This window comes from Achromobacter sp. (genome assembly GCF_049647645.1).
GTDB lineage: Bacteria > Pseudomonadota > Gammaproteobacteria > Burkholderiales > Burkholderiaceae_B > Achromobacter.
Map to the genome: position 1 here is coordinate 13,507 of NZ_JBARYB010000074.1, position 12,218 is coordinate 25,724.

Below are 12,218 nucleotides of genomic sequence, written 5' to 3' on the forward strand. Positions count from 1 at the left end.
ATGTCCATACTTCGACAGCTATTGCTCAGCGTTACCCTTGCCATCGGCGTCATTCTGCTGGGCACGCTGGCGCTCAGCGTGAATTCCGCCAGGGAATACCTGTCCGGCCAACTGCAGGTGCAGAGCACCGACGCCGCGGTGTCGTTGGCGTTGTCGCTCTCGCAGCCCGCGAACAATGATCCGGTCGTACAGGAGCTGTTGGTATCGGCGCTGTATGACGGCGGGCACTTCTCGCTGGTGCGCCTGGCCGATCCAGAAGGCAAAGTCTTGATCGAACGGAAATCCACGGCCACCGCGGCGTCGGTTCCCGCCTGGTTCCAGGCGCTGGCTCCGCTGACCACGCAATCGGCCAGCCATGCCGTCAGCGACGGCTGGCGCCAGATCGGTGAAGTCACGCTGATCGCGAACGACGCTTATGCGTGGGAAGCCCTGTGGCGCAGCAGCCTCAAGATGATCGCCCTGGTGGTGGGCGCCGGCATCCTGTGGGCCGTGTTCGCCTTCATGCTGGTGGGCTGGATCAAGAACCGGCTGCTGCGCGAAATCAGCGACCACGTGCGCAGCATTGGCCAGGAATCGCCGACGGAACAGGTCGAGGCGCGCGTGCCTGAATTGTCCGGGGTGGTGCAGGCCCTGAACCAGACCCGCGAGCGCATCCATGCCAGCGTCGAAGAGCAAAACGCCAAGATCGAATCGCTGGAGCTGGAACTGAACCAGGATCCGGTCACCGGGCTGCCTAACCGCAAGTACTTCGTCAACGAGTTCCGCCGTGCGCTGGAGACCACTACCGTCACGACGGGACGCGGCATCGACGGCGGCCATGTGCTGGTGTTCCGCCAGCGCGACCTGGCGGACCTGAACCGCCACATGCCGCGGGAGTTCATCGACCAATGGTTGCGCGCGGCCTGCGAGCGCATCCGCGGCACCCTCAAGAGCATGCATGTGGCCTCGCCGCTGCTGGCCCGCCTGAACGGCTCGGATTTCGCCTTGCTGTTGCCCGGCTGCGCGGCGCCCCAGGCCATGATGGTGGCGGAACAGGTGCGCGCCGACCTGCACGCTTCGCGCATTCCCGTGGGTGAAGGGCATCTGTGCCGTTGGGCCCAGGCCATGACCGACTATGGACACGGCAGCCTGGCCGGCCCGGTGCTCGCGCGCCTGGACTTCGGCTTGATGCGCGCTGAAAGCGCCGGCAACGACCAGGTTGTGATCGCGGGCGCGACCGACATGCAGTCGCCTTCGGAATCGGGTGAACGCGCCTGGAAGGACGCAATCCAATCCGCGCTGGAAGAGCACCGTTTCGAGCTGTCCACGGAAAACCTCCAAGCCACCGATGGCAGCATCGTCCGCACCGAAGCGATGCTGATGATGCGCACTGCCGCCGATCAGGTGCCGATTCCCGCCACGCTGTTCATCCCGCCGGCGGTGCGCCTGGACCTGGTGGCAGATTGCGACCTGGAGGCCGTCAGCCTGGGGCTGGATTGGCTGGCTGCCAACACCGGCGAACTCGCCGTGCGGGTGGCGCTGCCCTCATTGCGAGGCCAGAAGTTCTTCCGCCAATTGGCCCTGCTGCTGACCGAACACCGGCCGCTGGCGCGCCGCCTGTACCTGGAAATCGACGCGCACGGCCTGGTGGAATGCCACGAGCAGATCGCGACGCTGGCCCGCGTCGCCTCGGAGTTCGGCGCGCATATCGGTGTGCGCCGCCTGGCGCAGCAGTTCGGCGCGGTGGCGCAACTGCACACGCTGCCCTTGTCGTACGTGAAACTGGGTGGGGGCTTCGTCGGTGGCATGTCTCAAAGCCCCGGCAGCCAGCAGTTGACGGCTTCGGTGCTGGAAACCGCACGCAACCTGAAGATCGCGGTCTATGCCGAGGATGTGCCGGACGCCGAAACGCAGCGCATTCTGGCCAGGCTGGGCATAGGTATCATGCGCGGCCCCGGTGTCAAGACGGCTGCGGCCTAAGGCGGCCACAGCCGGGACCCCGGTCAAAAGCCACCGCGGCCGCCGCAGCGGCCTTAGCGGGAGGCTTTGCCTTTCGATTGTTCGTAAAGCGGCAGCACCTGCTGCGCGGCGGCCTGCAGATCGCTGATGCGCGATGCGGCCGACGGGTGGGTCGACAGGATTTCCGGCGGGGCGCTGCCCTGATCGGCGGCGCCCATCTTCTGCCACAGCGTCACGGCGGCGCGCGGGTCGTAGCCCGCCCTGGCTGCCAACTCCACGCCCATGCGGTCAGCTTCGGTTTCATGCGTGCGGCTATTGGGCAGCGTGAACATGACGCTAGTGAACTGCCCGCCCAGGTCGGACGCCGCGGAAGACCCGGTGGCGATAGCCAATACCGACAATCCCAGGTTGGTCGCCATCTGCTGGGATACGCGCTCGCGCGCATGCTCGCGCAAGGCGTGCGAAATCTCGTGGCCCAGCACCGCCGCCAACTCATCGTCCGTAGGTTTGATCTTGCCGAGCAGCCCCGTGTAGACGGCGATCTTGCCGCCCGGCATGCACCAGGCGTTGATCTCGTTGCTGGACAGCACATGCACTTCCCATTTCCAGCTGGCGGCGTCAGGCCGGAAGATTCCCGCCTGCGCGATCAACCGCTGCGAAATGGTGCGAACCCGCGCCACCTGTTGGGCGTCGCGGTCCAGCAGGCCCTTGGCCTGCGCCTGCTTGAGTATGTCGGCATACTGCTGGGTCGCTTCCTGCTCCAGCGCCTGCGAAGGCACCATGCTGGACATGTACTGGGTCCGGTTGACGCCGATGGCGCCCGACTGCGTGGTGTTCATGCCGGTGCAGCCAGCCATGGCCGCCAGCGCGAGCGCCGCGCCCGCATTGCGCAGCAGATGACGTTTCCGGTTCATGGCGGATCTCCCGGTCGATTCGAAGAGCGACAGCGTATCAGACTACCGGATCGCCGCACTGGCCGCGGTGGCGCAGGGCATGGTCGATCAGGACCAGCGCCAGCATCGCTTCGACGATGGGCGTGGCGCGGATGCCGACGCAAGGATCATGGCGGCCCAGCGTCTGCACCATGACCGGATCGTTGGCGCGGTTCACGGAGCGGCGCTCGACCCGGATACTGGAGGTCGGCTTGATCGCCAGCGACACCGTGACGGGCTGGCCAGTTGAAATGCCGCCCAATACGCCGCCCGCGTTATTGGTGAGAAAGCCGTCCGGCGTGAGTTCGTCGCCATGCTCCGAGCCGCGCTGCGCGATGCTGTCGAAACCCGCACCGATCGATACGCCCTTCACGGCATTCAACCCCATCATCACGTGGGCGATGTCGGCGTCCAGGCGGTCATAGATCGGTTCACCCCAGCCGGCGGGCAGGTTTTCAGCCACCACCTCGATCCGCGCGCCCACGGAGTCACCGTCGCGGCGCAATAGGTCCATGTAGGCTTCCAGTTCCGGCACGACCTCGGCGTTGGGCGCGTAGAACGGATTATTAGGGACCTCGTCCCAGGAAACGAAGGGAATGGCGATGGGGCCAAGCTGGCTCATGTAGCCACGCACCTTGACGCCGTATTGCTCTGCCAACCATTTCTTGGCGATGGCGCCCGCCGCAACCGTCGGCGCCGTCAGGCGCGCCGATGACCGGCCGCCCCCGCGCGGGTCGCGCACACCGAACTTGCGCCAATAGGCATAGTCGGCATGGCCTGGACGGAAGGTATCGGCAATGTTGGTGTAGTCCTTGCTGCGCGCATCCGTATTGCGGATGAGCAGGCCGATCGGCGTGCCCGTCGTCACTCCCTCGTATACGCCCGACAGGATTTCCACCTGATCGGCTTCCTGGCGCTGCGTAACATGGCGGGACGTGCCTGGGCGGCGACGGTCCAGTTCGAGCTGGATGTCGGAGGCATCCAGCGACAGTCCCGGAGGACAGCCATCCACGACGCAACCGATGGCCGGCCCGTGGGATTCGCCGAAATTGGTGACGGTAAAGAGGGTACCTAGGGTGTTGCCGGGCATAGGGAGTCAAGAGGTCGGGTTTGCAAGCAACCCCGATTATGACACCGCCGAGGCCAAAGCCTGGATTTCGGAGGCAGGCGCAGGACGTCCCAACAGGAAACCTTGCATCACCCGGCATCCCAGGGACTTCAGAATCTCGCGTTGGCCCTCGGTTTCGACCCCCTCCGCCACCACCGGCAGATGCATGGCCTGGCACAGGCCGAACAGCGCGGACACCACCTCGCGGCTGCCGGCATCGGATTCCAGCGCGGAGATGAAGCTGCGGTCGATCTTGACCCAATCGATGGGCAGGCAGCGCAGATGGTTCAAGCTGGAATAGCCGCAGCCGAAATCGTCCAACGCCACGCCTATACCCATCGCCCGCAGCGTGTTCAGGATTTTCACATGACGTTCGTAGTGCAGGATGAAGAGGGATTCCGTGATTTCCAGCACCAGCTTGCGCGGCGCCAGGTTCGCCGCCGCCAGCGCATTGGACACGAGTTCGACCAGGCCATCCTCGTTCATCTGCTTGACTGACAGGTTGACATGCACGCGCCAGGTCGCCGGCCATGACGCCGCCTGCGTACATGCACGTTCCAGGATCCAGGCCCCCAGCGGTACGATCAGGCCGCTGCGCTCAGCCAGTTCGATGGTGACGGCAGGCGATACGCTGCCGAGCACGGGATGATGCCAGCGCAGCAGCGCCTCGCATCCCTGTACCGTGCCGGTGCTGCTGTCACAGACCGGCTGGTAATACAGTTCGAACTGTTCCATGGCGGGTGTGGTGAGCGCCAGCCGCAGGTCGTTTTCCAGCCCCTGCTGGTCGCGCTGGCGCGCCAGCATGCGGAAATCGAACAGGTTCCAGCCCGGCCCGCCGCGCTCCTTCAGTGGCAGCAAGGCCACTTGCACGCAGCGCTGCAGCTCTTCCACGCTGCGGCCATGCTCGGGATACAGGGCCGCGCCGACGCGGAACATGGCCATCAGCGGACGTCCGCCCAACTCGTAGGGAGCGCTCAGGGCTTCCAGCAGCTTGGACGACACCTGGGCCGCCCCGGCTTCGTCCACATCAGGTGCGCAGACCGTGAACGCGTCCGCCCCGGAGCGCGCCACCATGCCGCCCATGGACCTGCAGATCAGGCCCAGGCGGTTGGCCACCTGCACCAGCAGGGCCTGATCTTCGCCCGCGCGCAACATGGCGCTGATCTCGGCATATTGTTCGAAGCTCACCAGGAAGAACGCGCCCCGGCGCGAACGGCCCTCGGCATTGTTAAGCCAGGCACGGGCGCGCCGGTGCAATTCCTGCTGGCTCAGGACACCGGTCAGTTCATCGCGCGTCAGCCGTTGACGCAACAGGCGCTCCCTGCGCACGAAGACCCAGCACATCGCTACAAGTGCGCCCGCAAGCGTCAGGCACAGTGCGAGCAGGTAACTCTCACGCACGAAGCCCCCTATCCATAAGCCCCTGGCGTTGCGGTTCGAAAGAGAACCCAAGGACTGTAACATTTTTTAAAATATGCATTATTTTCGCAAAAAACGCCACACTTCAGAGGCAACGCGCCTCTTTCCCTTGTATTCCTACGGTTACTCTGGTTGCTCACGGAAGGTTCGGGATGGGCCACGAAGGCTTGCGCCGGCCCTTAGTGCCATGCTCGCCCTACTACTTACGACAGGTACACCCGAAAAATTAATACACGCTGTCTCGATAGTTGTCATTCAAAAACGGGCTCCATCGAAATAATTGCACAGCTTGCCCCCTTACGGCATGAATTTAGTAATATTCGGCACGTTCTGTGACATGTAGAATTGCTGTTCCACTGATGTATTAGTGACTCGTGTCACGCCCTGTATCCAGGCCCTCTCGCGCTGATCGCGACCCGACGCCGTTCCAACCGGACACCTGGCAGTCCTCAGTTCAGGCCATGCAGCGGCCAGGAAGGGAACCTCCAAATACATGTCCACATTCCGCCGGCTACTTTTCTTCACCGCTCTTCTGATCGGCCTCGTTCTGTTCGCCGCGCAGGCGGTGGGGATGCTGGCCGCGCACCGCTATCTGAGCTCGCAGTTGGCGCAGCAAAGCGACGACGGCGCCACCGCGCTCGCCTGGGCCTTGTCGCACGCGGCGGCCAGCCCAGGCGACCGAATGGCGCTGGCGGATGAGCTGTACGCGGGGGGAGATTACGCCCTGGTACGCATTACCGACGAAAAGGGCGCCCCAGCCATCGAACGGCAAACGCCGCAAACCGACCCTCAGTCCAGAGAGCACGATTGGCGCGACACCTGGTTGAGCATGGAAGCGCCCGCCGTGTCGCGGCCTTACGCGGCGCCGGACGGCGGCGCGCGGGGTATCGTCACCGTGCAGGCGGATTCGCGGGAAGCCCGCGACACCTTGTGGCAAGGCGGCGTGCGGGTCCTGGGGCTGATGCTGGCCGCAGGCCTGCTGTGGATCCTGTTCTCCCTCAATCTGGCACGGCGGACAGAAGCGCGCACCTCGCGCGACATCTGCGAGCGCGTGCGCGCGCTGGCCCCGGGCAATCGCAAGGCATTGAACGGTACGTGCGAGCTGGCTGGCGTCGATCAGGCGCTGGTGGACGCGCAACGCATGGTCGCCGCCACCGTCCAGGAACAGAATGCCCGGATTGAATCGCTTCAGAGCGAGATATACAAGGATCCCATCACCCGCCTGCACAATCGCAAGTATTTTGTCGATCAGTTCAGGCTGGCGCTGGCGGAAAAAGACCCCGAAGCCGGCGGCCACCTACTGATGTTCCGCCAGCGCGACCTGGCGCAAATCAACCGGCATCTCTCGCGCGCCTTCACGGACCAGTGGCTGCGCTCAGCTTCCGACCGGCTGCGCAAGCTGGTCGCCGAATTCGGCGGTCCGGCCGCCATGCTCGCGCGCATCAGCGGTTCTGATTTTGCGCTGCTGCTGCCCCGCACCTCGGCGCCGCAAGCCAGCCTGCTGGCCGAGCGGGTACGCCGCGAACTGCGCTCGCTGCGCGTACCGATGGACAAGCATGAGTCCTGCCGCTGGGCCCTGGCGATGGCCTCCTACGCACCAGGAGACGGCATGAGCGACACGCTGGCGCGCCTGGACCACGCCCTGATGTGCGCCGAAAGCGCCGACGACGACCAGATCGCGTCGGCTAGCCGCGCGCCGGACAGTACGCACATCGGCGAGTACAGTTGGCACGACGCCCTGGTCACGGCGCTCGAACAGCACAGGTTCTCCTTGTCCGTGCAGCCCCTGCACGACTTGTCCGGCGCCCTGCTGCACCAGGAAGCCAGCCTGACCCTGCACGACACTACCGGCGCCGATCCCGTGCCGGCCTCAATCTTCATGCCCCCGGCCGTCCGCCTCGGCCTGGCCGCCGAGTGCGACATACAAGCCATCCGCCTGGGGCTGGACTGGCTGTTCGCGCGCCCTGGCGCGCTGGCGGTGCCGATATCGCTGGCATCAATCGCCCAGCCGTCGTTCCAGTCCCGGCTACAGCGCATGCTGGCCGACCGACCGGCCTTGAGCGCGCGCCTGGTCGTGGAAATCGACGCGGCGGCCCTGGCCGCGCAAGGGGCCGACTTGCACCCGCTTTGCGACATCGTCGTCGCTGCCGGCGCCCGGATCGGCGTGAGCCGGCTGTCGTACCAGTTCGGCGCCATCGAGCATCTGCACGAGTTCCCCTTGTCATATTTGAAGCTATGTGGCGGTTTCATTGCCGGCTTGCTCCACAGCCCAGGCAGCCAGCACCTCGCCGCCACGGTGGTGGCGACCGCCGCGGCGCTGGATATCGCGGTCTACGCCGAAGACGTGCCTGACCTCGCCACGCAAAACGTCCTGGCGGGCCTCGGCGTCCATGCCATGCGCGGGCCTGTCGTAAACTCCGCCCAGACGCACGACCTCGCACCTGATCATCCATGGGTTTCCAGTTGACGGAAGGCATGCTGCTTCGCATCTGTTGGCTTTTTCGCATCCGCTGGCCTTTGCGCCCGCGCCGCAGCGGCAACACCCCCAAGGTCCGGCAAGCCATGCTGCCGCGCCTGGGACTGTTGCTGTGCGCCCTCCTCGGTCCCGGCGCGGTCCAGGCCTACGGCCTGGGCGTCTCTCACGAAGACCTGCATCTGGGCCTGACGGCCGGCGTTGCCACGGCCGGTGGCGTGGCCTGTGCCGTCGCGTGGGCGGCCACCCGCAATGCGATTTATGGCGCGGGGCTGGCATTCACGCTGCTCGAAGGCGTGTTCCGCTCCATGCCCACGCTTTTGCCGCCCGCAGCGCTGCAAGCGGGCTCCTATGCGGCCTTGCTCGCGCTCACCGCGCCCATCCTTGCGGGAGCGGCCGCCACCAAGCTGGCAGCAGCCTGCCGTTGGGCCAGCGTGACGTTGACGATAGTCGCAATACTGGCGCTGATAATCGCCTACGACCCGGGCAACGGCATCGCATCCGCCGCAATCGCCAGCGCCTGCGCCATCGCCAGCCTGCCGCTGGCCGCCTGGTTCCTGATCCGCGCCGCAAGCAAAACACCCAGGCGCGCGGCCGCGCTAGCGCTGGCTGGCGCCTACGGCATCTCGGTATGGTTACTTGGGCATGACGCCTGGTTGCCCCAGGACGCACCAGGAACGATCGCCGAACTGGCGCGGCTACTGCTGGTATCGAGTGCCTTGATCCTGCTGGCGATCGATCAACACTGCCATCCGCAGCAGGAATCGAAACGCGCGGGCCACGAACACAGCGATGCGGAACACCTGGCCCAGGGTGAACTGAGGCTGGCAGAACTGGCCAGCGCGCTCGATACGCAACGCCAGATGAATGCGCTGATCTCGCACGAATTGCGCGCACCGCTAGCCACCGTCAGTGCGGCAGCCCAGTCCCTGGACATGATTCTTGCTGAAAGCGGCGAAGCCGTGGACAACCGCCTGGCGCGCATTCATCGCTCGGTCGCCCGCATGACCGAACTCATGGATCAGCTGCTGAATCAGGACAGGCTGGGCGAGCAGGCATGGACGCCCCGCAGGGAACAAACGGACATGGCGGATCTAGTACGCGACGTGGTCACCTCGATGCAACCCGATACGGCGCATGCGCTGATGTTGCAGGCCGGCGCCTCCCTGCCGGTCTATTGCGACCGCCCCCTGACCAGCGTGGTGGTGCGCAATCTGATCCACAATGCCATCAAGTATTCGCCGGCGAATGAGCCCGTCCGCATAGAAACCGGCGAAACCCGGGTGGGGGCCATTCCCATGGCTTGGGTAGCCGTTACTGACCGCGGTCCCGGCATAGGCGTGGAGGAGCAGGCCAATATCTTCGAACCGCATTTCCGGCGCTCGGCGCACCGGGAGACACAAGGCATGGGCATCGGCCTCTACCTGGCCCGGCGCATCTGCCAGAACCAGGGCGGCTCGTTGACCATGGAAAGCGAGGTAGGCGTGGGCACGCGCTTCGTCGTCACCTTGCCGTCCAGCGCTCCGGCGGCTTGACCGCTGCTGGCGTCTTCAGGCTGCGAACACGTAACCTTGGCCACGCACTGACAGCACGGGCAGCTTTAGGCCCGCGCTTTGCGCCTTGGCGCGCAGACGGCTGACCAGCACATCGATGCGACGCAGTTCAAAGCCGCCCGGGCTGTCCGGCAGGAACAATTCCGCCAGCACCTGGCGGCTGACGGCGCTGCCAGCGGCATCCATCAAGGCGACCAGGAAGGTCCGCTCCTGCGCGCTGAGGTGCAGCGAAGCGCCATCGGGCGCAACCAGGATCCAGCCGCCGTCCTGCAGGGACCACGAGGTATCCGCGGTGGCCCGCGTTTCCGCATCCACGGGACGCGGCGCCTTGGCCAAACGCATCCGGCGAGCCAGGCTGCGGATGACCGAACTAAGTTCCAGCAGATCCACGGGCTTGGTCATATAGACGTCGGCGCCGCCTTCCAGGCCGCGCACCCGGTCTTCCAACGCGCTGCGGCCCGTCAGCATGACGATACCGACTGGACTAAGCGCGCGCAGGCGGGTCGCCACGGAGAAACCGTCTTCTCCGGGCAGGTGGGCGTCAAGAATGACGATATCGCAGGGCTGCTCCTGCAACCGACGATAAAACGCCGCAGCATTATCACAGGCAAATGCCACCCGGAAACCATAGCCACCCAAGCCTAACGCCAACTCCTCCCGGAAGTCCGCGTCATCCTCAAGCAGACCGATACACAGCAAACCATCTGCGCCAGCCATATTTAGAGTGCTTTATTTTGAAGATTATCGACAAATGCCCCGCAGACGCAGAGTCCCGGGTATTCCGTTGGCGACAATCTTACGTCTTTTACAATGGAAACGAATGATTGCAGTGAAAAAAACTGCGATATTCCTTGTCCAAACAGTTATTTTCCCGTAAATCCCGGGAAAACCGCTTTCACCCATCTCTGCTTTGCATGGCTGGCCGCCAGTATCACGAGGAACAACTGACCTCCAGGCTGCCTGCCCAATTCGGCGGCAGTGCCGCATACCGCTCATGCCCTGGCAGGGCCTCGTACGGGTTGCGCAACAGCTTCATCAAGGTGTCGATCTCGCCGGCATCGCCTGATTTGGCCGCCCGGATCGCCTCCTCTGCCAGGTGATTGCGCAGCACGTAAAGCGGATTCACGCGATTCATGCCTGCGGTTACATCCTGCACCGGGCGTCCATCCTGCGCATGCCGCTCCACCAGGCGGTCCAGCCACGCTCCCGCCGCCGGCCGGTCGATGAACAGGTCTTCGAACGCGGCGCGCTGGCCCGACAGGGCGTCGGCGAGGCGCCGCCAGGTCAACGTGAAGTCAGCCTGATTGGCGTCCATCAACTTGAGCAGATCGTCCAGCAGCGCTTCGTCGGCCGGCCGCCATGCGGCCAGGCCCAGCTTGGCGCCCATGCGGTCATGGAAGGCGCGCGTGAACACAGCCTCGAATTCGTCCAGGACAGCCCGCAGGCCCTCCACATCCTGCACCAGCGCGTGCAGGCTGCCGCCCAGGCGGTAAAGGTTCCAGAGCGCCACCGACGGCTGGCGGTTCCAGGAATAACGCCCTTCCGAGTCCGAGTGATTACATACGTGGCCCAGGCGGAAACCGTCCATGAAGCCATAAGGGCCGTAATCCAGCGTCAACCCCAGTATGGACATATTGTCGGTATTCATCACGCCATGGCAGAAGCCCACCGCCTGCCAATCCGCCATCAGCAGCGCCGTGCGCCGCGTGACGGCGCGTAGCAGATTCATATATGGCGCCACGTCGTTCGAGGCCTCGCCCGCGCCGGTCTCCCGGCATTCCGGGTAATAGCGATCTATGACGTAATCGGCCAGCGTTTTCAGCAAATCGGGCTGGCGGCGCGACGACCAATGCTCGAAAGAGCCGAAACGCACGAAACTGGGGGACATGCGCGTCACGATGGCGGCCGTCTCCACGGTTTCCCGCATGACGGGGTCATCGGAAACCACCAGCGCCAACGCGCGCGTCGTAGGCACGCCTAGGCCATGCATGGCCTCGCTGGCCAGGTACTCGCGCACCGACGAACGCAGCACCGCGCGGCCATCGCCCATGCGCGAATAGGGCGTCATGCCCGAGCCCTTGAGCTGCAGTTCCCAGTTGCCCTGCGGCCCCACGACCTCGCCCAACAGATGGGCGCGCCCATCGCCCAACTGGCCAGCCCAGACGCCGAACTGATGGCCGCTGTAAACCGCCGCCAGCGTGTCGCCGCCCGGCAGCGGCTGGGCGCCGGAAAACACGTTCAGGAATTCGGGCGTGGACAGGGCCGACGGCGCCAGGCCGATCAGCTCCGCCGCCTCCGCATTGCCGTGCAGCAGGCGCGGCTTGTTCAAGGCCTGGGGCGCAAGCCGGGTGTAGAACGCCGCGGGTAAAGCGGCAAAGGAATTGACGACGCGCAGGTCGGACAGCGTATGGGCGCTCATGCGCGTTGCCTCCTGGCGGCCCGCTTGGCGGGCCGCACGTAGAAAATGGCGCTAAGGAAGAAAATGGCCGACAGCAGGATCTCGCCCCAGGCCATCAACACGGACAGCGGGGCCGGATCCGACATGGCCCGTACCGCTCCCTCCATCAGGTAGAGCAGCGACAGCATGGACGCCCATTGGTAGGTGTAGAGATTCCCGCGCAGGATGCCGCGCAGCGGAAACGCCAGCGGCAGGGCCTTGAGCAGCATCCAGGAACCGCCGGGCCGCACGGGCGCCACCACGGTTTCCCAGGTGACGCACAGCACGATCAGGGCGAACAGCGAAACCGAGGCCAGCAGGCGCAAACGGGGATTGAGTTCGGAGTTCATGCTGCTAT

General features: G+C 65.0%; 9 protein-coding genes. 3 read left to right on the plus strand and 6 right to left on the minus strand.

All coding sequences use genetic code 11. From position 1 onward, the window contains the following. Complete coding sequence (locus WBB14_RS08650; protein ID WP_424239457.1) at positions 1 to 1,959, plus strand: bifunctional diguanylate cyclase/phosphodiesterase; 1,959 nt, start codon at positions 1 to 3, stop codon at positions 1,957 to 1,959. A 53-nt stretch (positions 1,960 to 2,012) separates the two neighbouring features. Here the strand turns inward: WBB14_RS08650 and WBB14_RS08655 are convergent, their stop codons facing one another. From WBB14_RS08655 to WBB14_RS08665, 3 genes are read right to left on the minus strand one after another with little or no spacing between them, the layout of a single operon-like run. Next, complete coding sequence (locus WBB14_RS08655) at positions 2,013 to 2,852, minus strand: M48 family metallopeptidase (RefSeq protein WP_424239458.1); 840 nt, start codon at positions 2,850 to 2,852, stop codon at positions 2,013 to 2,015. 37 nt (positions 2,853 to 2,889) lie between these two features. After that, the gene (gene aroC, locus WBB14_RS08660) at positions 2,890 to 3,960 is read right to left on the minus strand and encodes a chorismate synthase (RefSeq protein ID WP_424239459.1); all 1,071 of its coding nucleotides are present in this window, start codon (positions 3,958 to 3,960) and stop codon (positions 2,890 to 2,892) included. 36 nt (positions 3,961 to 3,996) lie between these two features. Beyond that, positions 3,997 to 5,379: a putative bifunctional diguanylate cyclase/phosphodiesterase gene (locus tag WBB14_RS08665; RefSeq protein ID WP_424239460.1), complete on the minus strand. Its 1,383-nt coding sequence runs from the start codon at positions 5,377 to 5,379 to the stop codon at positions 3,997 to 3,999. Between the two features lie 511 nt (positions 5,380 to 5,890). On the opposite strand from WBB14_RS08665, the gene WBB14_RS08670 reads away from it, so the two are divergent. Together WBB14_RS08670 and WBB14_RS08675 are read left to right on the plus strand one after the other, a co-directional pair. Further along, positions 5,891 to 7,864: an EAL domain-containing protein gene (locus WBB14_RS08670; RefSeq protein ID WP_424239461.1), complete on the plus strand. Its 1,974-nt coding sequence runs from the start codon at positions 5,891 to 5,893 to the stop codon at positions 7,862 to 7,864. Next, positions 7,849 to 9,405, plus strand: coding sequence for a sensor histidine kinase (locus WBB14_RS08675; RefSeq protein ID WP_424239462.1), 1,557 nt, complete (start codon positions 7,849 to 7,851; stop codon positions 9,403 to 9,405). Before WBB14_RS08670 ends, WBB14_RS08675 begins: the two co-directional genes overlap by 16 nt. Before the next feature lie 15 nt (positions 9,406 to 9,420). On the opposite strand, the gene WBB14_RS08680 is transcribed toward WBB14_RS08675, so the two are convergent. From WBB14_RS08680 to WBB14_RS08690, 3 genes are all read right to left on the minus strand, one after another. After that, positions 9,421 to 10,140 (minus strand): response regulator transcription factor, encoded by a 720-nt coding sequence (locus tag WBB14_RS08680; RefSeq protein WP_054458575.1) that lies wholly within the window; start codon positions 10,138 to 10,140, stop codon positions 9,421 to 9,423. A 214-nt stretch (positions 10,141 to 10,354) separates the two neighbouring features. Beyond that, positions 10,355 to 11,842, minus strand: a complete 1,488-nt coding sequence (locus tag WBB14_RS08685; protein WP_424239463.1) for a protein adenylyltransferase SelO — start codon at positions 11,840 to 11,842, stop codon at positions 10,355 to 10,357. After that, positions 11,839 to 12,210: a DUF2069 domain-containing protein gene (locus WBB14_RS08690; RefSeq protein ID WP_424239464.1), complete on the minus strand. Its 372-nt coding sequence runs from the start codon at positions 12,208 to 12,210 to the stop codon at positions 11,839 to 11,841. Before WBB14_RS08690 ends, WBB14_RS08685 begins: the two co-directional genes overlap by 4 nt. Between the last annotated feature and the right edge of the window lie 8 nt (positions 12,211 to 12,218).

Coding starts and splice junctions, on each gene's coding strand:
- WBB14_RS08650 (WP_424239457.1), top strand. CDS start 1: ATGTCCATACTTCGACAGCTATTGCTCAGCGTTACCCTTGCCATCGGC.
- WBB14_RS08655 (WP_424239458.1), bottom strand. CDS start 2,852: ATGAACCGGAAACGTCATCTGCTGCGCAATGCGGGCGCGGCGCTCGCG.
- aroC (WP_424239459.1), bottom strand. CDS start 3,960: ATGCCCGGCAACACCCTAGGTACCCTCTTTACCGTCACCAATTTCGGC.
- WBB14_RS08670 (WP_424239461.1), top strand. CDS start 5,891: ATGTCCACATTCCGCCGGCTACTTTTCTTCACCGCTCTTCTGATCGGC.
- WBB14_RS08675 (WP_424239462.1), top strand. CDS start 7,849: ATGGGTTTCCAGTTGACGGAAGGCATGCTGCTTCGCATCTGTTGGCTT.
- WBB14_RS08680 (WP_054458575.1), bottom strand. CDS start 10,140: ATGGCTGGCGCAGATGGTTTGCTGTGTATCGGTCTGCTTGAGGATGAC.
- WBB14_RS08685 (WP_424239463.1), bottom strand. CDS start 11,842: ATGAGCGCCCATACGCTGTCCGACCTGCGCGTCGTCAATTCCTTTGCC.
- WBB14_RS08690 (WP_424239464.1), bottom strand. CDS start 12,210: ATGAACTCCGAACTCAATCCCCGTTTGCGCCTGCTGGCCTCGGTTTCG.